Annotated in this window: 20 protein-coding genes; 15 read left to right on the top strand and 5 right to left on the bottom strand. The window is 64.9% G+C overall.

Annotated features, from left to right (window positions below):
* Nucleotides 1-5 precede the first annotated feature (5 nt).
* Both SAS01S_RS02630 and SAS01S_RS02625 read right to left on the bottom strand, forming a co-directional pair.
* Nucleotides 6-2,408, bottom strand: a complete 2,403-nt coding sequence (locus tag SAS01S_RS02630) for a sodium:solute symporter (RefSeq protein WP_066804386.1) — start codon at nucleotides 2,406-2,408, stop codon at nucleotides 6-8.
* On the bottom strand, nucleotides 2,408-3,241 hold the full coding sequence (locus tag SAS01S_RS02625) for an HpcH/HpaI aldolase/citrate lyase family protein (protein ID WP_066804382.1): 834 nt from the start codon (nucleotides 3,239-3,241) through the stop codon (nucleotides 2,408-2,410). Before SAS01S_RS02625 ends, SAS01S_RS02630 begins: the two co-directional genes overlap by 1 nt.
* A 242-nt stretch (nucleotides 3,242-3,483) precedes the next feature.
* On the opposite strand from SAS01S_RS02625, the gene SAS01S_RS02620 reads away from it, so the two are divergent.
* The 8 genes from SAS01S_RS02620 (at nucleotide 3,484) to SAS01S_RS22360 (ending at nucleotide 14,003) form a co-directional block, all read left to right on the top strand.
* Nucleotides 3,484-5,715: a TonB-dependent receptor gene (locus SAS01S_RS02620; protein ID WP_066804379.1), complete on the top strand. Its 2,232-nt coding sequence runs from the start codon at nucleotides 3,484-3,486 to the stop codon at nucleotides 5,713-5,715.
* Nucleotides 5,716-5,728: 13 nt separating this feature from the next.
* The gene (locus SAS01S_RS02615) at nucleotides 5,729-6,682 is read left to right on the top strand and encodes a PfkB family carbohydrate kinase (protein ID WP_218016236.1); all 954 of its coding nucleotides are present in this window, start codon (nucleotides 5,729-5,731) and stop codon (nucleotides 6,680-6,682) included.
* Between the two features lie 10 nt (nucleotides 6,683-6,692).
* Nucleotides 6,693-8,837, top strand: coding sequence for a formylglycine-generating enzyme family protein (locus tag SAS01S_RS23110; protein WP_066804376.1), 2,145 nt, complete (start codon nucleotides 6,693-6,695; stop codon nucleotides 8,835-8,837).
* The gene (locus SAS01S_RS02605; RefSeq protein WP_218016235.1) at nucleotides 8,821-10,665 is read left to right on the top strand and encodes a glycoside hydrolase family 127 protein; all 1,845 of its coding nucleotides are present in this window, start codon (nucleotides 8,821-8,823) and stop codon (nucleotides 10,663-10,665) included. Before SAS01S_RS23110 ends, SAS01S_RS02605 begins: the two co-directional genes overlap by 17 nt.
* Entirely contained in the window at nucleotides 10,662-12,221 is a 1,560-nt protein-coding gene (locus tag SAS01S_RS02600) for a carboxylesterase/lipase family protein (protein ID WP_066804373.1), read from the top strand. The genes SAS01S_RS02605 and SAS01S_RS02600 overlap by 4 nt, the downstream gene beginning before the upstream one ends.
* Before the next feature lie 2 nt (nucleotides 12,222-12,223).
* On the top strand, nucleotides 12,224-13,429 hold the full coding sequence (locus tag SAS01S_RS02595) for a CaiB/BaiF CoA transferase family protein (RefSeq protein WP_066804370.1): 1,206 nt from the start codon (nucleotides 12,224-12,226) through the stop codon (nucleotides 13,427-13,429).
* A 136-nt stretch (nucleotides 13,430-13,565) separates the two neighbouring features.
* Nucleotides 13,566-13,724 carry a DUF3309 family protein gene (locus SAS01S_RS22070; protein ID WP_084238430.1) on the top strand — a complete coding sequence of 53 codons (159 nt, stop codon included), beginning with the start codon at nucleotides 13,566-13,568 and terminating at the stop codon, nucleotides 13,722-13,724.
* A gap of 96 nt (nucleotides 13,725-13,820) precedes the next feature.
* Nucleotides 13,821-14,003 carry a hypothetical protein gene (locus SAS01S_RS22360; RefSeq protein ID WP_066590396.1) on the top strand — a complete coding sequence of 61 codons (183 nt, stop codon included), beginning with the start codon at nucleotides 13,821-13,823 and terminating at the stop codon, nucleotides 14,001-14,003.
* A 48-nt stretch (nucleotides 14,004-14,051) separates the two neighbouring features.
* On the opposite strand, the gene SAS01S_RS22065 is transcribed toward SAS01S_RS22360, so the two are convergent.
* Nucleotides 14,052-17,039, bottom strand: coding sequence for a response regulator (locus SAS01S_RS22065; RefSeq protein WP_084238429.1), 2,988 nt, complete (start codon nucleotides 17,037-17,039; stop codon nucleotides 14,052-14,054).
* Between the two features lie 299 nt (nucleotides 17,040-17,338).
* Here SAS01S_RS22065 and SAS01S_RS02585 point away from each other — a divergent pair, with 299 nt between their 5' ends.
* Both SAS01S_RS02585 and SAS01S_RS02580 read left to right on the top strand, forming a co-directional pair.
* Nucleotides 17,339-17,509 carry a hypothetical protein gene (locus tag SAS01S_RS02585; RefSeq protein WP_157082640.1) on the top strand — a complete coding sequence of 57 codons (171 nt, stop codon included), beginning with the start codon at nucleotides 17,339-17,341 and terminating at the stop codon, nucleotides 17,507-17,509.
* Between the two features lie 37 nt (nucleotides 17,510-17,546).
* On the top strand, nucleotides 17,547-18,542 hold the full coding sequence (locus tag SAS01S_RS02580) for an ATP-dependent DNA ligase (protein ID WP_066804364.1): 996 nt from the start codon (nucleotides 17,547-17,549) through the stop codon (nucleotides 18,540-18,542).
* A gap of 19 nt (nucleotides 18,543-18,561) precedes the next feature.
* On the opposite strand, the gene SAS01S_RS02575 is transcribed toward SAS01S_RS02580, so the two are convergent.
* Nucleotides 18,562-19,122 (bottom strand): DUF4142 domain-containing protein, encoded by a 561-nt coding sequence (locus tag SAS01S_RS02575; protein WP_066804361.1) that lies wholly within the window; start codon nucleotides 19,120-19,122, stop codon nucleotides 18,562-18,564.
* 200 nt (nucleotides 19,123-19,322) lie between these two features.
* Between SAS01S_RS02575 and SAS01S_RS02570 the strand changes: the two genes are divergently transcribed.
* A complete protein-coding gene (locus tag SAS01S_RS02570; RefSeq protein ID WP_066804358.1) occupies nucleotides 19,323-19,511 on the top strand; it encodes a hypothetical protein in 189 nt (62 codons plus the stop codon).
* 24 nt (nucleotides 19,512-19,535) lie between these two features.
* Here the strand turns inward: SAS01S_RS02570 and SAS01S_RS02565 are convergent, their stop codons facing one another.
* Nucleotides 19,536-19,733 carry a hypothetical protein gene (locus SAS01S_RS02565; RefSeq protein WP_066804350.1) on the bottom strand — a complete coding sequence of 66 codons (198 nt, stop codon included), beginning with the start codon at nucleotides 19,731-19,733 and terminating at the stop codon, nucleotides 19,536-19,538.
* A 158-nt stretch (nucleotides 19,734-19,891) separates the two neighbouring features.
* Here SAS01S_RS02565 and SAS01S_RS02560 point away from each other — a divergent pair, with 158 nt between their 5' ends.
* The 4 genes from SAS01S_RS02560 to SAS01S_RS02545 all read left to right on the top strand — a co-directional run bounded on the left by SAS01S_RS02560 (nucleotide 19,892) and on the right by SAS01S_RS02545 (nucleotide 23,776).
* On the top strand, nucleotides 19,892-20,137 hold the full coding sequence (locus SAS01S_RS02560) for a hypothetical protein (RefSeq protein ID WP_066804347.1): 246 nt from the start codon (nucleotides 19,892-19,894) through the stop codon (nucleotides 20,135-20,137).
* Between the two features lie 2 nt (nucleotides 20,138-20,139).
* Nucleotides 20,140-22,347, top strand: coding sequence for a hypothetical protein (locus SAS01S_RS02555; RefSeq protein WP_157082639.1), 2,208 nt, complete (start codon nucleotides 20,140-20,142; stop codon nucleotides 22,345-22,347).
* Nucleotides 22,348-22,498: 151 nt separating this feature from the next.
* Nucleotides 22,499-23,455, top strand: coding sequence for an SDR family oxidoreductase (locus tag SAS01S_RS02550; RefSeq protein ID WP_245656724.1), 957 nt, complete (start codon nucleotides 22,499-22,501; stop codon nucleotides 23,453-23,455).
* Nucleotides 23,456-23,479: 24 nt separating this feature from the next.
* On the top strand, nucleotides 23,480-23,776 hold the full coding sequence (locus SAS01S_RS02545; protein WP_066804343.1) for a plasmid stabilization protein: 297 nt from the start codon (nucleotides 23,480-23,482) through the stop codon (nucleotides 23,774-23,776).
* Nucleotides 23,777-23,855 lie beyond the last annotated feature (79 nt).

Below are 23,855 nucleotides of genomic sequence, written 5' to 3'. Positions count from 1 at the left end.
CGTCCTCAGGAAGCCGGTGTCGATAGTGCGGACTCCTCCGATTGCGCCGTGCCGCGGCGGGGCGTGAAGATCGTGAGGCCCTCGAGCGAATGGCTGGGCGGCGGGAACAGGAAGCTGGCGACATAGCCGATCGCGATCGACGAGGCGATTGCCAGCGCGAGATAGAGATAGGGATGGACTAGGCCGAAGATCCACACGACGAGCGTGATGATCGATGCGAGCACGATGCCGATCGCCACGCCCTGCCAATTGGCGCGGCGGGTGAACAGGCCGAGCGTATAGGCGCCCGCGCAGCTGCCGCCGAACAGGCCGAACAATTCGATGGTGAGATCGAGCAGCGAGTGGATGTCGAGCCGTGAGAGGATGATCGCGATGGCGATCCCGACCAGGCCGACGCCAACACTGGTGATCTCGGCGAAGCGGACGATCTGGCGCTGGCTTCGCCCGGGGATCAGCCGATCGTAGAAATCGACCGACAGCAAGGTCGCGACGCTGTTGATGATGCCCGACAACGTGCCCATCGCCGCCGCGATCAGGCCGGCGATGATCAGCCCGACCACACCATGCGGCAGCTCGGTGCCGATGAACGAGGGGAACACCGTGTCGATCGGCAGCAGCGGATTGAGCTGCCCCGGATGCACCCGGTAATAAGCGAACAGCACCGTGCCGATCATGTAGAACATGAAGGCGCTGGGCAGCAGCACCGCCGCGAACAGCCAGACCGAGCGCCCCGCGGCCTTTTCCGATGGGGTCGCCAGCACGCGCTGCATCAGCACCTGATCCTTGGGGAAGGTCAGCACGACGTCGAACAGGACAAGGATGGTGAACGCCCAGACCGTCGGCTGGGTGACGTCGAAGCTGAAGTTCAGCATCCTGGTCTTGTCGAACGCCGCCGCGGTATCGACGATCGTGCCAAAGCCGATCTGCCAGACGATGAAGCCGATCGCGAACAGCGCACCGCAGGTCAGCACCAGCACCTGGAACACATCGGTCCACACCACCGCGCGCATCCCGCCGAGCGCGGTATAGACGATGGTGAACAGACCGACCACGACGATGCACGCGACGATGTTGGTGTCGGTGATCGTGCCGATCGCCATCGCCGGCAGAAACAGCACGATCCCCATCCGCCCGCCGATCTGCATCATGATCCACAGCGCGCTCGACAGCATGCGGATCGCGGGGTGAAAGCGCTGTTCGAGATAATTGAACACCGACACCAGGTTCAGGCGGCGGAAGATCGGCACGACGAAGACGGCGACGAACATCAGTCCGAACACCGTCGTCATCTTCGACATGATATATTCCCAGTCGGTCTCGAAAGCCTTGGCCGGGACCGCGAGATAGCTGATCGAGCTGATCGAGCCGGCGAACATGCTGATCCCGGCGGCCCAGAACGGAATGGTGCGCGAGCCGAGGAAGAATTCGCTCGACGATCCCTGCTTGGCGCGCCGGTAAAAGGTCAGCCCGATACCGAGCATGCCGAACAGATAGACGGCGATGATCGCCATATCGATCGGCGAGATCGACTGGCGCGCGGATTTAAGCGTCAAAGCCGAGAAAGCGAGACCCTTGCCGTCACGCCAAGCCGACAGAATGCCGTCGCCCTGGCTGACGGCGGCGACTGCCGGATGCGGCAGCGCCGATCCCAGCGGTGACCAGGCGTCGGTGATCGCGCTGTAGCTGTAGAGACGCGCGCCGTTCGCGCCGCCGATGAGATAGAGCAGATAGGCTTGGCCGATCGCGCGCGCCGAGCCGGGCGCAACCGTACCGGGCGCCGGCGCACCCGCGCTCCAACCCTTGAGCCGTATCCAGCGCCATTGCTGGCCGCCCGCCAGCGTGACGAAGATCCCGCCATTCTGCGCCGCGAGCGCGGCCGGCACGCTGCCGCCCGGCCAGGCGTCGAGCTGCTTCCAGGCATCCGCCATGGTCCAGTCGAGGCGAAGAAGATGTGCCGCGCCGCGGGCGTCTGTTCCGGCCACCAGCACGGCGTCGGGTTCGAAAGCGGCAGTGGCGGACGTGAGCGGCACCGGTAGCGGCGGCAAGATGCGCTGCGTGAGGGCACCGCCTAAAAAATGGAGCCCGGCGACCAGCTGCGCGCTGCCGTCAACGCCGCGGCCAATGAGCAACGTACGGCGGCCGTCGCTTATGACCGTCAGCAGACGCCCAAAGTCTATATTCCGCGCATCTGCCTGCGACCAACCTCGTGGCCCCAGCACGAACGCGCGCTTGCCGCCCATATCGATCGCTACCGGACGGCCATCGATCGCTGCGAGCAAGACCGGCCCGGAACTCGGCAGCGTCGGAAGACTTGTCGCGACCGTCGACATCGGCGGCTCGGCAAAAGCCGGTCCCGCGCACCCGATCAACAGGCAGGCCGCGAGCAACAGCCCGAGCAGCGAACGCATCAGGCTTCGCCCGCGCGGCGAAGCGTGTCGCGCGCCGCGGCGACCGCGGGGGCATCGGCCATTGCGCCGTCGAACAGGAACGCGCCATGGCCGCGCGTGCCGGCCTCGGCCGCGGCTTCCAACAGACGCCGGGCGCGCGCCACGTCGCCGCCTCGGTCGAACACCTCATTGGCGATCGCCACCTGACGCGGATGGATACAGCTCTTGCCGGGATAGCCGAGGCTGCGCGCGAGTTCGGCCTCGGCGCGGAACCCATCGTCAGCGGCAAGGTCGGGCCACGCCCCGTCAAAGGCGAGCCGCCCGTGCTCGCCCGCCGCGAGCCGGATCGACCATAAAGCGGCATGGACGTGGCGAAGGTCGTGCCGATCCACGCCGAGCGACGCGAAAAGGTCGTTGAGCCCGACCTGCAGGCCGATCACGCGCGGATGCGCGCCGGCGATTCCGGCGCCCTGGGAAATTCCCCGCGGGGTCTCGATATTGACCAGCAAACCAGCGGCGATGCCGGCCGATTCCATTTGTACGGCGACCATCCGCACCGCAGCCGGCGAGCCCGCCTTGGGGAGGTTGACACAGTCGACGCGGAGGCCGGCCAGCGCGGCCAGATCGTCGGCGAAAAAGGGGCTTTCGAGCGCGTTGATCCGGACGATCATCCGCTTGGCCGATGAGAGGACAGCGTCCGAGCGCAGCCATTCGACCAGGCGCGCGCGTGCCGCCGCCTTGTCGCCGTCAGGCACGGAATCTTCGAGATCGAATGACAAAGCGTCGGCATCGCTCGCCAAGGCCTTGGCGAAGAATTCGGGTCGCGAGCACGGCACGAACAACTTGCTGCGCATCGCAGCTCCCTCCCATGTCGTCGCACCTTGCCTGATGCGGTCGACCGGTCTGTAGCGCGGGAAAAGCGCATAGTTGCTGCGTTCACAGCACAGGAAAACTGTTGTCTCACCGCCCCGAAGCGTAGCCATTCTTGGGTCGGGGAACCACAGAAAATCTTGGGTGTGAACGCAGCACTCTGCCGCTTTTGCGTGGCTGAGGCCCGCTCTAGGCTGCTGCAAAAATACGCCGGGGAGGATTTCCAATGAACAATCATGCGCGTCTGACGCTCGCCGCCGCTCTGTTGTCGAGCGTCGCTTTGCCGGCCTTTGCCCAGGCTGGTCCCGCCGCTTCAGAGCCGCAAACCGCTGACGCGGCCGCGCCTCTCGACGACGGCCAGACCAGCTCAAGCCAGCAGGATAGCGCGGAGGATCGCGGCGAGATCGTCGTCACCGGCAGCCGTTCGCCCAAGGCGGTCGACAAGATCGCCGGTGCGGTCACCGTCATCACTTCGGCCGAAGTGAAACGCTCGCTGACGATCACCGAGGACGCTACCGCGGTATTGGCCCGCACGGTGCCCGGTTATTCCGAGTCGAACCAAACGCTCAATACGCTGGGCGAGACGATGCGCGGCCGCACCGCGCTCTATTTGTTCGACGGCATCCCGCAGTCGACGCCGCTGCGCGACGGCAGCCGTAACGCGACCTTCACCGACATGGCGACGATCGAGCGGATCGAAGTGATCGGCGGCGCCTCGGCAGCCGAAGGCATCGGTGCCGCGGGCGGCATCATCAACTATATCTCCAAGCGCGCGACCGAGCCCGGCACGCATTTCGGCGTTTCCGGCCGCTTCGGCACCCAGTTCGACGACGACAGCTCGGTGTGGAAGGTCGGCGCGACGATCGCGCACAAATCCGACGGCATCGATATCTTCGCCGCCGCTTCCTATCTCAGCCGCGGCATCACCTATGATGCCAAAGGCCGCCGCATCGGCCTCAGCGCGTCGAGCTCGCTGGCCGATTCCAAGCAGATCGATTTCTTCCTCAAAGTCGGCAAGGATTTCGGCGCCAACGAGTCGCAGCGGCTCGAGGCCGAGGCGAGCTATTTCAAGCTCACCGCCAATGGCGATTATCATTATGTCGCCGGCGTCCGCCCCCCGCAGGGCAAAGACCAGACCACGGGCATCCCCGACACCGCCGAGCCGGGTCCACCGGTCGATCCGCTCACCGGCCAATTGCTGTTCAAGCCCGACTTCAACCGGTTCCAGCAATATGCGGTCAATTACACCAACAAGGATCTGGTCGGCGGTAGCCTGGTCGCGACCGCCTATTACGCCAAGCAGGAGATGCGCTTCCCCGGCGACAACGCCATCGACAAGCAGGATCCGAAGATCGATCCGACCGGCAAATTATACGACCAGTCCGAAATCCTGTCGAAGAAATACGGCCTGCGCACCTCGTATACGCACCCCGACTTCCTGCTGAAGGGGCTCGAATTGCGGTTCGGCGTCGACCTGGTTCACGACCAGACCCAGCAATATCTCGCGGTGACCAACCGCGTCTGGGTGCCGCCGATGAACTACACCAGCTTCGGCCCCTATGTTCAGCTCGAATATGAGATCGGTCCGATCACACTGAGCGGCGGCATGCGCCATGAGGACGGCCGGGTGAAGGTCGACGACTATACCACCACCGCCTACCGCAACAGCGTGTTCGTGAAGGGCGGCACGCTCAAGTACAAGAACGATCTGTTCAACGCCGGCGCGATCGGCCGGCTGGGTAGCGGCTTCTCGGTTTATGCCACTTATGGCGAGGGCTTCACTTTGCCCAATTTCGGCATTCCGCTGCGCAACGTGAACGTGCCGGGCAAGTCGGTTGAGGGACTGCTCGACCTCGAGGCAGTGATCTTCAAGAACAAGGAAGTGGGCTTCAACTGGCGCGGCAAGCAGGGCAGCTTCGGCGTGTCCTATTATCAGTCCAAGTCGGCCCTTGGATCCAGCCTGTCGGTCGATCCGGTGACCAAGGATTATGTCCTCAACCGCAAGCCGATCAAGATCTACGGCATCGACGTCACCGCCGAATTCCGCCCGACTTCGACCCTGCGGTTGAACGCCTTGTACAGCCACGTCATCGGCAAGACCACCAAGGCGAACGGCATCACGTCGCCCCTGGACGTCCAATTGGGCATCATCAACATCGCCCCCGACAAGCTCAACGGCCAGATTTCGTGGCAATTCAACCCGCAGGGGTCGGTCTCGTTCGGCGCCAGTCATCTGTTCGGTCGCGACCTCAACACGATCAACGAGCATACCAAGGGCTATACCTTGTTCGACGCCACGGCCAATTACAGGGTCGGGCAGGTCGGCACCTTCTCGCTCGGCGTCGAGAATCTCTTCAACAAATTCTATTTCCTGAGCTCGTCGCAGATCGATATCTATCAGAATTATTTCGCGGGCCGCGGACGGACGGTGTCGTTGACGTTCAGCCGCAATTTCTGAGGCGAGAAGGGCCGTGGGCGATCGCTCCAAACCGTCGGTGCTGATCGCCGGCTCCGCCAATGCCGATTTCGTCGTCCGAGCCGCCCGCATTCCCGCGGCCGGCGAGACAATGCTCGGCGGCGATTTGGCGATCTTTCCCGGCGGCAAGGGCGCCAACCAGGCGGTAGCCGCGGCCCGCGCCGGCGGCATTGCCACCCGGATGGTGGCGGCGCTCGGCGATGACGACCTCGCGCGCTTGATCGCGACGTCGTTGACCAGCGCCGGCGTCGAGCTCGATGTCCGGTGCTCGTCGCGATCGACCGGGGCTGCCCTGATCACCGTGTCCGATGAGGGCGAGAATGCGATCACCGTCGCGCCCGGTGCCAACGCCGATCTCGGCCCGGACGATTTGCCCGATCTCGATGGCGTGTCGTGGCTGGTGATGCAGCTCGAAACACCGCTCGACACGGTTTTGGCGTTCGCTCGAGCCGCGCGCGATCGCGGGATCAAGGTACTGCTCAACGCGGCGCCGGCGCGTGCCCTGCCCGCCGCCCTGCTCGCGGCGGTCGACCTGCTGGTCGTGAACGAGGATGAGCTTGGCACGCTGGTCGACACCGAGGGATCGATTGCCGAGCGGCTAGCGCGCACCGGCGTCGCCACCACGGTGGTGACGCTGGGCGGTCGAGGCGCCTGCGCACGCATCGGTGAGGACTATGTGCTCCAGCCGGCCTTCGCCGTCACGCCGGTCGATACTACCGCCGCCGGCGACACCTTTTGCGGCGTGCTCGCCGCGGGCCTTGCGGACGGTCTCGACGTGCCGGCGGCTTTGGCCCGCGCCGCGGCGGCCGGCGCGCTCGCCACCACCAAGGCTGGCGCGCAATCGAGCATCCCGGCACGCGCCGAACTGAATGCGTTCATCGCCACTGCGCACCAGCATGGTCAGGACGACCTCGCCGCTTATTGTGGCCTGGGCCCGGCAGCGAATTGAAGAAAGTCCCATGACCAACCCGATCCGCACGACCAGCGACGTCAAATTCTCGCACGCGCTCACCGGCCCCTATCTGCCGACGCCGGGCAAGGTGCCCGGCTGGCCGTTCCAGGAAATGGGCCGCTGGAAGATCGACGCCGACGGCGCCGCCGACGAGTGGGTGCAGGGGCTGATCGAATGGCGCCGCGAGCATCTGATCCGCATCGGCTTCGACGACGAGCTCTACCGTCGCCCCGAACTGAAATGGTCGCAGGCCAACTTCATCCATCATCTGCTGATGATCGAGGACCGCTATTTCTACGATCCCGACACCGGCCGCTATACCGTCGACCGCTATCTCGACGATCTCGAGGCGCGGCTCGGCACGGTCGACAGCGTGCTCCTCTGGTACATCTATCCCAATATCGGCATCGACGACCGCAGCCAGTTCGACCTGGTCGACGCGCTCCCCGGTGGGATCGAGGGACTGAAGCAAGCGGTCGCCGATTTTCACCGCCGCGGGATCAAGGTGTTCCTGCCGACCATGCCGTGGGATAACGGCACCCAACCGGGCGAGGCACCGGACTGGGAAAGGATGGCCGCGATCGTCGCCGCGACCGGTGCCGACGGCATCAACGGCGACACCTATAGCGGGGTGCCGCTCGCCTTCCACAAAGCGTGCGAAGCAGCCGGCGGTGCGGTGGTGCTGCAGCCCGAGACGACGGCGCAGGCGGGCGACCATATCCTCAGCTGGAACCTGCAGAGCTGGACCAAGCGCGTGCCGGACGAGAGCATCCCGACGGTGCTCAAGCTCAAATGGCTCGAGCCCAGGCACATCATCAATATCGAGAATCGTTGGAGCCGCACACGGACCAACGACCTGCAGCATGCCTTCTTCAACGGCGTCGGTTACGTCGCCTGGGAGAATGTGTTCGGCTTCGTCAACCGCTTCACGCCGCGCGACGCCGAGACCTTGCGCCGGGTGGCGATGGTCCAGCGTTTCTTCGCGCCGCTGATCGTCAGCCCCGACTGGCGACCGTATGAACGCACCTTGCAGGCCGGGATTTTCGCCAGCCGCTTCCCCGGCGCTGGGCGGACCTTGTGGACGCTGATCAACCGCGCCGAATATGCCATTGATGGCGATCAGCTTGCGGTATCGCACAAGGCGGGCACGCGCTATTTCGATGTCTGGAACGGCGCCGCGCTCGATCCGCGGATCGATGGCGAGTGCGCGATCCTGACGCTCGACATCGCCGGGCGCGGTTTCGGCGCGATCCTCGCTGTCGATGACGGTGCGGCCATCGAAGGGCTGAACGCCTTCCTGGCCGAGATGCACGCTCGCGCCGCCACGCCGCTTGCCTCGATCTCCGCCAGCTGGAGTTCGGCCAAGCAGGAGCTCGTACCGATCGCGCCGACCGATCGCCACGCCGACGCGCCCGACGGCATGGTCGCGATCCCCGCCGGCGAGTTCGACTTCGCGGTGCACGGGATCGAGATCGAGGGTTACGCCGCCGACGGCGTCGATGTGCAATATCCCTGGGAGGACAGCCCGCGCCGCCATCATCGCCGCCGCATGGCGATCGACGCCTTCTGGATCGACCGTTTTCCGGTGACGAACGCCCAGTTCAAGACCTTCCTCGACGCCAGCGGCTACGCGCCTGCCGACGACCGCAATTTCCTGCGCCATTGGCAGGACGGCGCACCGCCCGCCGGATGGGGCAACAAGCCGGTCACCTGGGTCGCGATCGAGGATGCGCGTGCCTATGCCGATTGGGCAGGCAAGCGCCTGCCGCGCGAATGGGAATGGCACTATGCCGCCCAGGGGACCGACGGCCGCTCCTATCCCTGGGGCAATGAATGGGACGAGGCAGCGGTACCAACACCGTCGCTCGACCGCATGATGCCGGCGCCGGCCGACGTCGACGCGCATCCCGCCGGCGCTAGCCCGTTCGGGGTGATGGATCTGGTCGGCAACGTCTGGCAGTGGACCGACGAATATCGCGACGATCGAGTCCGCGCCGGCGTCCTGCGCGGCGGCAGCGCCTATCAGCCGCAGACCTCGCACTGGTATTTTCCCCAGGCCTATCGGCTCGACGAGCACGGCAAGTTCCTGCTGATGGCGCCGGCCAAGGATCGCTCGGCCGGGATCGGATTCCGTTGTGTCGCCGATCGCTGAACCGGCGATGCGCCTCGCACCGCTCAGCGCGGTGACCTTAAGCGGGCTGTTGGGCGACGCGATCGAGGCCAATCGCACCGGCAGGCTCTCGCGCTTCATCACTGACGAGCACAGCCCGGCGATCGCCTTGTTCGCGCCCGAGATCGTGGCCGGTGACGAGGAAGGCGATTGGTATGGCGAGCATGCCGGCAAATGGCTGGTCGCCGCGACGCGCGCGGCGGTGCGCGCCGGCGACGATGCCTTGCTCGCGCGCGTGGTGCGCGTCGCCGATTATTTGATCGAGCAGCAGGATGCCGACGGCTATCTCGGCAATTACGCGCCATCGCGGCGCTTCATGGTAAAGCAACCGCCCAAGCCGGTGACCTGGGACGGCGCACCGGCGCTGCGCACCTGGGACATCTGGACGCATTCCTATCTGATCCTGGGCCTGCTCGAATTGTGGAAAGCGGTGGGCGAGAATCGCTACCTGAACGCTGCCCGAAAGATCGGCGATCTATGCTGGCGGACGCTGAGCGAGGACGGGATCGCGATCACCGATCTCGGCAACCATTTCGGGCTGTCGGCGACCGTTTTGCTCGACCCCGCGGTCGAACTCTATCTGGCGACGGGCGAGCAGCATTATCTCGACCTCGCCCGGTTGGTGGTCGACCAGGCCGAGCGCGAGCCGCGCAACCGGCTGTTGAGCATGGCACTGGCCGGCGCCGACCCGTCGGAGATCGCCACCGGCAAGGCCTATCAATTGCTGTGGAACCTGGTCGGTCTCGCCAAGCTTCATCGTGCGACCGGCGAGGAGCACTACCTCACCGCCGTCCGTAATATCTGGCAAGCCGTGCGCGCGCATCACCTGACGCTGGGCGGCGGACCCTGGGGCGGCGTCGCGCATCGGTCGCGCGAGGTGTTCAACCCCGCCGGCGTGTTCAGCCCGGAAGCCTATGTCGAGACCTGCTCGACCATGGCCTGGATCCAGCTCAACTGCGAATTGCTGGTGATCCTGGGCGACGCCGCCTTCGCGCAGGAGATCGAACGCAGCGCCTATAACGACCTGCTCGGCGCCCAGGCGCCCGACGGCGAGGATTGGTGCTATTACTCCTTTCCCAACGGCAGGCGCACCCACACGACCTATTGGCGCTGCTGCAAGTCGAGCGGAGCGATGGCGCTCGAGGAGCTGCCCGCGATCGCCTATGGCGTGACCGCCGACGGCGCGCTGGCGGTCAATCTGCTCGGCGCGTCCGTCGCCGACATCGCCTTGCCGAACGTGGGTAAGGTCCGGCTTCGCCAGGAAACGCCTTACCCGTTCGAGGGGCCGATCGGGATCGAGGTGACGCCTGCTTCGCTCGCGTATTTCGGGATTCACGTCCGTATTCCCGATTGGGCCGAGCACGCCGCGCTTCGTGTTGGTGACGAGAGCGTCGCCGCCACGCCGGGCAGCTATGCCCGGATCGAGCGGTATTGGGCGCCCGGCGACGTGATCATGCTCGACTTGGCCATGCCGCCCCAAGTGCATCGCGCGACCCAGCGCAACGTTCAGGAGTCGCTGGCGCCCGGCGGCGAACCAGTGGCGCAGGAAGTGATGCGCTATGACTTTATCGCGATCACGCGCGGCCCCCTCGCTTACGCGACTGGGCTGGTCGACGGTTTCAAGCGCGGGGAGACGGTGCGCTTCGTTGGCGCACCGCTCGCCGTCGCCGATGGCGAGACTGTCCGCCTGGAGCCCGAAGGCCGTGCGCCGATTGTGTTCGAGCCCTCGTACCGGGTGGGCGGCCGGCGCGACGGAACCTGGCGGTTGACCTGGCTCGGCCTGGCTGACGATGCGGAGGCCGACGCATGACGGCTGGCGCACTCCTTGCGCCGACCCGGCGCGCGATGATCGCGGGGAGCGCCGCGTTGCTCGCCACCGGCGCGGCCCGGGCGGCGAGCGATCCGATCGTGATCTGCCGCGCCGGACGTTTCCAGGGTCGACGGCAGAACGGCATCGCGACCTTCCGGGGCATCCGGTACGGCCAGGCCCGGCGCTTCGCGGCGCCCGTCGCGGTGCCGTTGGTGCGGGAGACGGTACGTGCGACCGAGCCCGGTCCGGCTTGTCCGCAGCGTGGCAAGCGTCAGCCGCAATCCGAGGATTGCCTGTTCCTCAACATATGGACGCCCGCCCCCGACGCCCACGCGCGGTTGCCGGTATTGGTGTGGATCCATGGCGGCGGCTATGCCTATGGCAGCGCCAACGATCCGATCACCGATGGCGGCGGACTCGCCGCGGCCGGCGATATCGTCGTGGTCACGGTGAACCACCGGCTCAACGCGCTCGGCTATCTCTATCTCGCGCGGCTCGAAGCGGCATTTCCCGACAGCGGTAACGCCGGTCAGCTCGACCTCGTTCTCGCGCTGCAATGGGTGCGCGACAATATCGCCGCGTTCGGGGGCGACCCGGCGCGTGTGACCCTGATCGGTCAGTCTGGCGGCGGCGCCAAGATTGCGACTCTGATGGCGATGCCGGCGGCGCGCGGCCTGTTCCGGCGCGCGATCACGATGAGCGGGCAGCAAGTGACGGTGTCGGGTCCGGTCCATGCAACGCGCCGCACCCGCGCCTATCTGGCGCGGTTGGGGGTTACGGAAGCGCGGCGCCTACTCGATCAGCCGGTCGAGAAGCTGATCGAGGCGCTCGATGCCGACGATCCGGTCGAGCACAGCCCGATCTATTTCGGCCCGGTCCTCGATGGCCGGTCGCTGACGCGCCATCCCTATTGGCCCGACGCGCACCCCAACGGTCTCGGTGTCGATCTAATGCTCGGCGGGACGCGCGACGAAACCCGCGATTTCTCCGATCCCGCCTCGCCCGAGATGCGCGGCCTGAGCTGGGACGCCCTGCCCGACCGCATTGCCGCCGAGCTCCCGGTCGATGTGCTGCCCGAAGCTTTGGTCCGCACGTATCGCGCGCACATGCCGGCTGCTTCGCCGGCGGACATCTTCTACGCCGCGACGACCGACGGCCGCAGCTGGCGGCCGCAGATCATCGAGGCCGAGGCGCGCGCCCGCGCTGGTCGCCCGGCGTTCGTCTACCAGGTCGATTTCCAGTCCCCGACCAACCCCGATCGGGGCGCGTTCCACGGCGTGGATATCGGGCTGATCTTCGGCACGTTCGACGCGCCTTATGCCTGGACCGGTAATGGCCCCGAAACACGCAACGTGTCGCGGCTGATGCAGCGGCGCTTCGTCGCCTTCGCCCGCACCGGCCGTCCCGATCTGCCCGGATCGCCCGCCTGGCCCGCTTATGACGCGCGCCGCCGGGCAACGATGATCTTCGATGTCGCCAGCCGGGTCGAGGACGACCCGCGCCGCTGGCAGCGCGAATTGTTCGCCCCCGCCCCTTATACCCAGCCGGGAACCTGATCTTGACGAACGCCTTCCCTTCTTCCCCGTCCGCGTTCGACAATCCCGCGCGCACCGGCCCGCGCGGGCCGCTGTCGGGCATCGGCGTGCTCGACCTCAGCGCCTATATCGCCGGGCCCTATGGCTGCTCGCTGCTCGCCGATCAGGGCGCCGACGTGATCAAGATCGAGCCTCCGGCCGGCGACAATCTGCGCAACTATCCCTCCACGCTCGAAGGCGAGAACCGTGCCTTTCTCGGCGTCAACCGCAGCAAGCGCGGCATCGTGCTCGACCTCAAGGACGAAGCCGACCGCGCACGGCTGCTGGCGCTGGTCGCGCAGGCGGACGTGCTGGTCCATAATTTCCGCCCCGGCGTCACCGACCGGCTCGGGATCGACCATGCCCAGCTCGAGGCGATCAACCCGCGGCTGATCTATTGCGCGGTCACCGGTTATGGCGAGGAAGGACCGTTGCGCGGCAAAGCGGGGTACGATCAGGTGCTCCAGGCGATGACCGGGATGTGCGTGCTGCAGGGCAAGCCGCCGGTGCCCGAGCTGACCTATGGCTCGCCGGTCGACTATTACGCCGCGGCGTTGGTCGCGGCCGGCGTTTCCTCGGCACTGTTCGAGCGCGAGCGAAGCGGCAAGGGACAATATGTCGGCGTCTCGCTGTTGCGCAGCGCGCTGACGATGCAGTCGGCCCGGATGATCCAGGCCGAGGGAGAAGCGCACGACATCTCGCGCGACATGCGCTCGGGCGGGATCACTGGCCTCCACCCGACCGGCGACGGCTATCTTTATCTGTCGGCCAACACGCCGCATTTCTGGAATGCCTTGTGCGAGCGAACCGGGCTCGAGGCGCTGGCCCGCGATCCGCGCTATGACAGCGTTCGCAAGCGCGCCGAACATGCCGCCGAACTCGTCCCGCTGCTGCACGCCGCGCTCACCAAGCGCACCGCGCTCGAATGGGAGGACGTGTTCGGCGAAGCGGTTCCCTGTTCCGCCGTGCACCATATCGAGGAGATGTTCGACCATCCCCAAGTGCGCGCCGAGGCGATGGTGACGAGTATCGCGCACCCCGCGCTCGGCCATTATCGCGGCGTCTCACGCGCGATCAAATTCGCGCGCACGCCGGGTCCCGAGCCGTTCGCGGCACCGATGCTCGGACAGCATGACGATGACGTTCCCGCGGTGCCATCAGGCGAGGAATCCGCGGCCGGAATGCCCTGACGGCCGGTTCGCCAACGCCACTTCATAGACAAGGAAGGGGCGTCCTGGCGAAGAGCCGAGTTCGCTTCGCACCGACTCGTTGTCGGAACCGCATCTCCGTCCGCTGGTTGTACTCCCCAATCAGAACAGGAGCGGAATGATGCTTGGAACCATCCTTATAATTGTCCTGGTACTCGCCTTGATAGGCGCACTCCCGACCTGGGGTCATAGCCGCAATTGGGGATATGCGCCCTCGGGGGGCTTGGGACTGGTCGTCGTGATCCTGATCATCCTCCTGCTGCTTGGTAGAATCTGAACTTCACCCATCGGCCAATGCTCGGAAACAAATCCGCAGAGTGGGAACCGCGCAATGGCCCTGCCGGTTATCGTGCAGCAATAAAGGAGTGGAACGATGGCAGACGAGGATAGAACGACCGTGATCGAGAGAGGCGGTAGCGGAGGAGCGATTGCTCTGCTTGCCGTCGTATTGGCGGTAATCGCCGTAGTCTTGTTCCTGATGTTTGGTCAGAACATGCTCGGCAATACGAAAAAGGTCGACGCCGACATCAAGATCGACACACCAGCGAAACCGTAACCTATTCTGGGGACCGGCTTTTCCAACGCCGGTTCCCAATCTCTGTCGTTATTTCTCGGCTTCAGGGCAAGCGACGCCAAGCAGCCGAAGCGTATCTTGCAGCGTCCCGACTTTGTAGGGCTTGGCAATTACCGCCACGCTGCGGTCATCGCTGAATTGTCGCTTGAGCTGGGCAGCACGCGTGCTTGAGGCGATGACGATGGGCAAGTCCGAATAGAGCGCCCGCAACTCGCGCACCAAGCTGTCGCCGGTATAATCGGGAAGGTCGTCGTCGACTACGATCGCGTCGTAGCGCCCTTGCGCGGCGCGTACTTTACCGAGAGCTTCGCTGCCCGTCCCAGCCTCCTCGATACGCAATCCTCCTGCCACCATCGCCTCGACAAGAAGCGATCTTACCGTGGATTGAGCTTCCAGGATGAGCACGTTGCCGGTGCCGGTATCGATCATGTCGCGGACCTTCTGGGCGAGCGCTTCGAAGGTGAAAGGTTTGGTGATCATCTCGACCCCGGGATCGAGCCGGCCGCCATGGACGATGGCGTTGCGCGTATAGCCCGACGTGTAGAGCACCCTCAGGGTCGCCTGAAGCTTGCGGGCCTGGTCGGCCAGTTCGCGACCGCTCATGCCGGGCATCACCACGTCGGTGAACAGCAAAGCGACCGGATTCGCCTGTCGTTCGAGCAAGCGAAGCGCGGACGGACCGTCATGCGCCTCGATCACGCGATAGCCCAGCTCGCGCAGGCAATCGACCGTATAGGCGCGGACATCATCGTCATCCTCGACGACAAGCACCGTCTCCTGCCGCGGGCTTTGCTCGATCCCCGGCGTCGATCGCGCCGGCTCCTCGTCTTCGGCGCCACCGCTTAGGAGACGCGGCAGATAGATTTTGACCGTCGTGCCCTCGCCTTCCTCTGAGTAGATCTTGATGTGGCCGCCCGACTGCTTGACGAAGCCATAGATCATCGAAAGCCCGAGCCCGGTGCCCCTGCCGACCTCCTTGGTGGTGAAGAACGGCTCGAACGCCCGCTCGATCACGTGGCGCGGCATGCCGCTCCCGGTGTCGGTGACCGCGATCATGACATATTGGCCCGGCGGCACTTCCGCCTGCATCGCGGCATAACCCTCGTCCAGCCGAGCATTCCCCGTCTCGATCGTCAGTTCGCCGCCCTCGGGCATCGCGTCGCGGGCGTTGAGCGCGAGATTGAGGATCGCGCTCTCCAGCTGGTTGGGATCGGCTTCCGCCCGCCACAGGCCCGGAGAGGTCACGATCTCCAACCGGATCAGCTCGCCAAGCGACCGCTGCAGCAAATCGGACATGCCCGACACCAATTTATCGGAGTCGACCGGCTTGGGGGAGAGCGGTTGGCGGCGTGAAAAAGCAAGCAGCCGCTGGGTGAGCGCCGCCGCCCGCTCAGCGCCCTTCATCGCATTGTCGAGCGAACGTCTCGCGCGCACATCGCCAACGTCCGCGGCATCGAGCGCGCGCTGGGCAATGCCGATATTGCCAGTGACGACGGTCAGCAGATTGTTGAAATCATGCGCGATTCCGCCGGTGAGCTGGCCCACCGCTTCCATCTTCTGCGCCTGGCGCAAGGCTTCCTCGACCTCGCTGCGTCGAGCGACTTCCGCCGCGACCTGCTCCTCGAGCTCCTCGTTCAGCTCGCGCAGCCGAGTCTCGTTTTGCCGCCGTACAGTGATATCGAGGACGGTGCCGATGAACCGGACCGCTTTCCCCTCGTCGAACATTGCGCGGCCGCTCGCCGCCAACCAGCGCTCGATACCGTCCTCGATGCCGACGGTGCGATATTCGATCTCGAAATTGCCCGAGCCTTCGGGGTCGAGCGCCTCCTGCACCGCGGCGTCCGCGCTCTCACGATCCTCTGGGTGGACGCCCGCAAGGAAGCTGCCTTCATAACTGACCTCGGCGTCGGGCGGCAGGCCGAAAAGCTCCTTGCACTTGGCGTCCCAGCGCAGCTCGCGACTCACCGGATCGAAATCCCAGGTCCCTATGTCGGCCGCATCGTTGGCGAGACGCAGCCGGTGCTCGCTCGCGGCGAGTTCGGCTTCGGCGGCGCGGCGTTGTCTCAGCTCGAGCTGGAGCGCCTGGAACAAGCGCGCATTGTCGATCGCCACCGCGGCCTCTGCCGCAAGACCCTCGAGGCCACGCTCCGACTCCGGTGTGAAAATGCCGACCTCGGCATGACCGAAAAACAACCCGCCAATCACGTCGCCGTTGCGCGCGATCACCGGCACGGCGAGGTAGCTGCGGACCGGCAGATGCCCCTCCGGCATACCCTTGCGGGGAGCGTTGTGCCCGTAACGCGGATCCTTGGTGATGTCGTCCGAGCGAACGATGCCTTCGCCATTGAAAGTCGGCGCGAATACCGCGGTGTTGCGCGGCATGGGAAATTTCGAGAATGCCTCCTCGGGCGCGCCCGACAGCGTGTAGAGCATATAGCTCTCACCTGTGTCGTTCAGCACATTGTAGAAAAAGGCGCCGAATGCCGCCTTGGTCAGCTCGACACCGGCATCGGTCACGATCTGGACCAGCTTGTGCAAATCGGTCTCGGCGGCCAGCGCGGATCCGGCGCGGTTGAGAATCTCGAGCGCGCGCCGTTCCTCGAGCAAAGCCTCCTCGGCCTCGCGTTGCCGCGACCGGTCGCGCAAGATTTTGGTAAAACCGATGACGACGCCGTCGGCATTGCGGATCGGGGACATTTCCCCGGCCGCCCAGATGCGGCTGCCATCCATGCGTACGCGCCAGCCCTCTGCGCCACCGCCACGCCCCGAGTTCAGCGCGTCGCGGCGTTCGCTTTCCAGCGCCGCGACGCCGAGGCTTTCGGGAAACAACCCCTCGAGCGTGCCGCCGAGCATGTCTTCCTCTCGCCAGCCGAGCAGCCGATGCGCGCCTTCATTCCAGCTGGTGACCCGGCCTGCGACGTCGGTGGTGATGATGGCGGTATCGACCGCGCTGTCCACAATCTGCCGCCATTCGTCGGCGGTAATCGATTGGCGTTGTTCGCGACCCGCTGCGGTCATGCCTTCCCCTTTTTGCAAGACATTCCTGAACGACCAGTCGATTACATTGGTTGCAGCAGCACCGAGGGTCGGATTGGACAGATGATTTCATGCGACGGCCGGATCGCCCGAACGATACGCTCGTTTTGCTGCCGGGCAAGCCATCGCCGGCAAGGAATGCCCCATGGCCAAGAGGGCCAGCGGCGTCTTCGCCTGACGCCCGCACTCTGCTGGTGGCGTCCACTCGACGCCAAACGCACGCGCCGAGAATGAACCGCCCGACTCCTCGGGCGTTTTCTCTCCAACTCATGGAGAGGATCATGTCCAAACGCGAATTGATCGATACCGGTAGCGACAAAAGATATGTCCGACGCGACGAAAAAGGCCAGTTTAAGGAATCCGACGATGTCGGCCGGTCGCTCAGCCAGGATGTCCGTCACCATGCCAAGACGAAGGTGAAGGCCGGCCAGGGCGATCGCGGAGACCGGTGACGCCCAGGCATTGCCCTCGCCGCCCGATCGGTGACGGATGACGTCGAGCGCTTCGCTGATTCCGCTGGTGGCGCCGATGGAGGCCCGTCTCGCCGAGGATATCCCGGTTGGCGATGCTTGGCAGTATGAACCCAAATGGGACGGGTTCCGGTGCCTTGCTTATGTCGGGCAGCGCAATGTGCGGCTGTTCTCCAAATCCGGAAAACGGCTCGACCGATATTTTCCCGAAATTGCCGACATCCTCGCGCGTTCGGCGACCTCGACCTGCGTGCTGGACGGCGAGTTGACCGTCCGGATCGAGGAACGACTGTCCTTTGGCGCTCTCCAGGCGCGTTTGCATCCCGCGGCGAGCCGGATCGAGCGCCTGTCGAATCAGACGCCGGCGCACTATGCGGTGTTCGACTGTCTCCAGGACGGCGCCCGCAATCTCATCGACGCGCCGCTCAGACAGCGCCGCGCCGGATTGGCCGACCTGATGTCGAAGTTCGATCATCCCTCGGTGTTCTTGTCGGAAGCGACTCTCGACGAGGAACGCGCGCGGTGCTGGTTCGACGCAAGCGGCGGCGACACCGACGGCGTGATCGCGAAGGACCTCGACGCACCCTATCAACCGGGCGAGCGCGCGATGATCAAGGTCAAGCGCCAGCGTACTGCCGACTGCGTGGTCGGCGGATTCCGCTACGCCGCCAACGAGCGGATCGTGGGATCGTTGTTGCTTGGCCTGTACGACGATGCCGGCAAGCTCAACCATGTGGGGTACACCTCCGCGCTGAGCGTCGCCGAGCGCCGCGCGCTCACCCCGCGGCTCGAAAAGCTGGTCGCCAAGCCCGGCTTCACCGGTCGCGCACCGGGCGGCCCCAGCCGCTGGTCGACAGACCGATCCGGCGATTGGCAGCCGTTGAAGCCCGATCTCGTCGTCGAGGTCCAGTTCGATCACGTGACCGACGAGCGTTTCCGGCACGGCACGCGCTTCCTGCGCTGGCGCCCGGACAAGGCGCCGCGGCAATGCCGGATGGAACAGCTCGCGATGTGACGTGGCCGCTCCAACCGGCTCAGGGCTTGAGGTTCCTCGCCATCGCCAGATGTCCGCTGACGATCGGTATCACCTCGTTCGCGAAAGCATTGAGCGGCGGCTGATCGCCCTTGACCGAATAGTCCTTGAGCGCCGCTAGCGTGCGCTGATGGGCGTCGCGCTGGATAAGGACATATTGCTGATCGAAATCTGCACCCTTCTTCGCGTGCAGTTGCTCGACCGATTTCAGCTGGTCGGGTGCCAGCGTCGAGTCGGGAATGATCATGGGCGCGACCGATCCGGCCACCTTTTTCAGCTTCTCGGTCGAGTGGGTGTGCGCGTCGATCATCTTCTGCGCGAAATCCTTGACTGCCGGCGACTGCGCATTGGTCAGCGCGAGCTTCGACATCTCGATCTCGAATTCGTCGCTCGCCGCCATCTTGTTCACAAAGTCCTGCGCCGAGGGCGCGATCGGTGCCGCGCTATTGTGCAGATCGCCTGCGACATTGCCGCTCTTGACCGAGGGTGCGGTCGGCGAATTGCCGAGATCTGCGCTATTGGTGCGCTGAACGGCGTTCGGGTCGCCACAGGATCCAAGCACAAAAACCGACGCCGCAAGTAATGAGCAGGTTTTGGGGTTCACGGACTGTGCTCCTGTGACCAAAGATCATCGGTCAACCCGGCCGCGGCGCCGCGGGTTCCTCGAAAACCGGCGCGAATAAACACAAGTTAGTCAGATTGCTCGGTGCGTCCTGCCACTCTCGATCGTTGATGCACTGATCGGCAACCACGGAGAGAGCCATGACCGATAGCAAGACCGACACCGAAACCGGCGCGATCAAACCCACCACCGAAACCCGCGCGCCCAACCTGTCGACCGAACATCAGAAGGAAGGCGAGGCGCGCCGTCCGTCTGACCAGCTCGATCGCGATCAGGCCCCGGGCGAAGACGATGGCGGGCGCAAGACGTCCTTCACGGACAATGACTGACATCGCGCTAACGGCTTCGCTCGCTCATTGCTGCGCGGGATAGTCCTCCGGCTTCACTTGCCCGACATTCGGACGGTCCTCCACCGGTTCGGGCTTGTTGGCACGGGAGGGATCGTCGTCGGGTTGCTCGGCGAGGTCGGCGGTCGTCGTCTCGCCGGGATTCTGTTTGCGGATGTCGTCGCTGGGATCGGCGCCTTCATCGGCATTGGCACGGTCGACCATGGTCTTTCTCCTCGGTTGCCGTTCCACAACCTGAAGCCAGGGATCGGCGTTCCATCAAGCGCTTCAATCTTGATCCATTTTATCGAGAAATCCGGGACACCCACGGAAACGAAGTTCGCCCCGACGGTTGTCCGCCCCAAGCAGCAGGAGACCCGGAAATGGCCGACAAGAATGATGGCCCACACCTTTACGGGACCTCGGATCCCGACAATCCCCCTCCAGTAGCCGAGGGCGGCATGAGGGGCGAGCGCTCCGGCGATCAGGAAGACGATGCGCCGGAATTGGCGCGGACGCTGCGCGTCGATGGCCGCGAGGTCGTCGTCGAGGAAACCTCCGGCGCGGTGTTCGCGGATCAGAATAAGGGCGCGGCCGAGCAAAACGAGCCCGAGGGCGAGGCGAACTAAACATGATGCTCGATCGCACAGCAACGGGCGCAAGCCCTTACACGCTGGCGCTCCGCCAATTGCTCGCGGAGAAGCCCGAGCCGGTCGCCGCCTTCACCGCCGGCGATCTCGAGGTCGAGCTGATCTGCGGGCCGGATTCCTTATGGGCTGTCGTGCGGCGCGAAGGCCGCGGCGGCCTGGCGATCCGTTGCGCCTGTCTTGCCGGGCCGTTCGACTGCCGCGCCGCGCGCCATCAGGCTGGCGAGCTCGTCAGGCTGAGGATCAAGAGCGCGATGGGCGAGCATGTCGTCGCGCTCACTTTGGGTGAAACCCAGCCCGAATTGTTGCGGGTGTCGGTATGGCTGACCCCGGCGCGGCCCTTGCTCATTCCGTTCCTGCCGCGCGATCTCTATCCGCTCGACCGGAATGACGACCCGACCACTGCCCAAGGCCATGTCGAGGCGGCGCAACGCGGGTTGAACAGCGGCGCGCTGTTCTTCCGCATCGCCGAGCCCGATTTCGGGACGGTGCTCTATTTCCAGAACCTCACCGCGCTCAACGATTATTATCTCGCCACCGATACCAAGCCCGATGGCGCGGTTGGCGGCGAATGGCCCGAACTCGGCTATCTGCCGCCCACCCCGCCGCAAAGCGCGATGCCGCCGGTCGAGACGCTGGAAGCCGGCAAGGAGATCATGCTATCCGACGCGCTGATCGCCATCCGCGACCTGGACGACGGCAGCGAAGAACAAGGCGCGCTGCAATTCCTCCGCATGCTGGGCGTGGTCTACAAGGCGCTCGATCGCCCGGAGACCGACTTTCGCGACTGGGTCGAGCGGTCCGAACGCACGCTGGAGGATCTCGCAACGGCGGCCGAGGCGACCGTGCGGCATTATGGCAACCTCTATGCGCATCCTTATACCGCAAGCGAATATCCGGATTGCATGGTGCAATTGTCGCTGCTCTCGGCGATCCACGACTGGGGGCGCTGGCACGGCACGCCGCATCCGCTGGAAAAAGAATTCCGACGCGGCCTCAACAAGTTCCATGACCGGGAGCTGGGAACGCTGCGCCGCTATCTGCCCAATGTCGGCAGCGACAAGGACAAGGACGCCGTCGACAGCTGGTATCTCTATCACCCGCTGCTCAACCTCGCGAAGCTGGCATCGGACGGCGACCGCCCCGCGCGCACGCTGTTCATGAAGGTGATCGATTACGGCATCCGCGTCGCGCATCACTTCGACTATAAATGGCCGATCCAGTTCAACGTCCGCGACTTTTCGGTGCTGACCGCCACCGCCAATGACGATCGTGGTCAGACCGATGTCGGCGGTCTGTACGCCTATGTCATGCTGCAGGCGCATGCCCTGACCGACGACTCCCGCTTCCTGCACGAAGCGCGCGCCGCGATCGACACGGCCAAGGGCATGCGGTTCAATCTCAATTATCAGGCAAACCTCACCGCCTGGGGTGCCGCCGCGTGCATGCGGCTGTGGCGCATCACCACCGACGACAGCTATCGCGACCAGAGCTACGTCTATCTCGCGAGCTTCTTCCATAATTGCGAGATCTGGGAATCGCGGATTGCCGCGGCGCGCCATTACAAGAACTTTCTCGGCGCAACCTGCCTGCAGGACGCGCCCTATATGGCGGTCTACGAATGTTTCGACAGCTTCGCCGCGTTCGAACGCTATCTCGAGGACAGCGGTCCCGATCTCGACCCCGGCGTCCGGATGCTGGTGTCCGAATATTGCAAATATGCGCTCGATCGCGCCTGGTATTATTACCCCGACGCACTGCCGCAAGATGTGCTGGCGGAGCAGCAGCGCAACGGCCACATCGCCCGCAACCTCTCGTTCCCGCTTGAGGATCTCTACGCCGACGGTCAGAAGGCCGGCCAAGTCGGTCAGGAAATCTACGGCGCCGGCGCGGCGATGATATTCGCCACGCGCAGCTTCCACGATTTCGAAGACGTGCCGTTCAGGCTCTATTGCAACCAGTTCCTGCGCTCGGTCGAGCGAACGGGGCCGAACGCGTTGAGCGTCCAATTCGACGGCGGGGAAGGCTGCATGGCCGACCTTTGCCTGCTGCCTCGAAACGGAGCGCCGCTGCCGCGAGCAAAAGTCACGCTCGCCGACGGTGCCGTTGTCCGGCAATCGTCGCGCGATGGCCGCCTTTCCTATCGGGTGCCAGCCAGTTCGCGCATCGCCATTGCGTGGGACAGCGACTGAATGCGTCGGGGCCGGCGGACCCAACAAATCGCAGCTGTACCCCGCACGGCCTAATACTGACCCAGGTTATGCAATGAATTGATTTCGCATCTTAAACGATCGGAACAATCGCTTTTTAGGAGCGCTTCGCCCTCACAACCAGGAGAGCGAAATGTCCGATGCAATGACGGACGACGTGCAGCTGACGACATCCAAGGATCAGTCGCGCGCCGTCGATGAGGCGACCGAAGCGCTGATCGACCCGCAGAACAAATATCACAGCGAAGGCTTCGCCGAACAGAAACAGGAATGGCCGGGACTCCAGCGTGACATGGATCCGGTGCCGGATTGCGGCGAGCGAAGCTATCGCGGCACGGGGCGGCTCAGGGGACGCCACGCCCTGGTGACCGGCGGCGATTCCGGGATCGGCCGCGCCGCCGCGATCGCCTTTGCGCGTGAGGGCGCGCAGGTCGCGATCAACTATCACCCCAGGGAACAGCCTGATGCCGAGGATTTGAAGGCGGTGCTTGCCGAAGACGGCACCGAGCTCGTCCTGCTGCCCGGTGATCTGACCGACGAGCAGTTTTGCCTCAGCCTGGTCGACGATGCCCGCGAGCAACTGGGCGGGCTCGACTTGCTGGTGATCAATGCCGGTTATCAGCAGGCGCGCAAATCGATCGCCGAGATCAGCCACGAACAGTTCGATCGCACGATGAAGACCAACATCTATGCGATGTTCTGGATGTCGAAACGCGCGGTCGAGTTCATGCCGCCGGGGTCGGCGATCATCAACACGGCCAGCGTCAACAGCTTCAACCCGGTCGAGGATCTGCTCGATTACGCCACCACCAAGGGCGCGATCGAAATCTTCACCAAGGGGCTCGCCAAGCAGCTCGCCTCGAAGGGCATCCGCGTCAACGCGGTGGCGCCCGGGCCGGTGTGGACGCCGCTGCAGATTTCGGGCGGACAGCTGGAGGGCAAGGTCGAGAAATTCGGCCAGGACACGCCGCTCGGCCGCGCCGGGCAGCCGGCCGAACTGGCCGGCCTTTACGTAACGCTTGCCGAGCAGACCAACAGCTTCACCAGCGGCAGCGTGTTCGGCGCCAATGGCGGCACCGGCGTGAGTTGAGGGGCAAACGAAAGGAGAAGGACCATGCCTCGCGGAGACAAATCGTCATACACCGACAAACAGAAACGCAAGGCCGAGCATATCGAGGAAGGCTATGAGGATCGTGGCGTCGGCAAGGAAGAGGCTGAACGCCGCGCCTGGGCGACGGTCAACAAGGAATCGGGCGGTGGCAAGAAGTCCGGATCCGGCCGCGGCAAGAAGGAAAACCACGAAAGCTCGCGCAAAGGCGGCCGCAAAGGCGGATCGAGCCAGACCCAGGCCCAACGCTCGGCCGCGGCCAGGAAGGGCTGGGAAACCCGCCGACGCCAAGGCAACGGCTGACTCTGCTGGTCGCCGATGCCGCCAACCCGGTCCGCCGCGTATACGGCGTAAAAAATCGGCTGGCGGAACGCTAGTTCCG

This window comes from Sphingomonas asaccharolytica NBRC 15499 (assembly GCF_001598355.1).
Lineage (GTDB): Bacteria > Pseudomonadota > Alphaproteobacteria > Sphingomonadales > Sphingomonadaceae > Sphingomonas > Sphingomonas asaccharolytica.
This window is presented reverse-complemented; position numbering and strand designations above follow the sequence as displayed.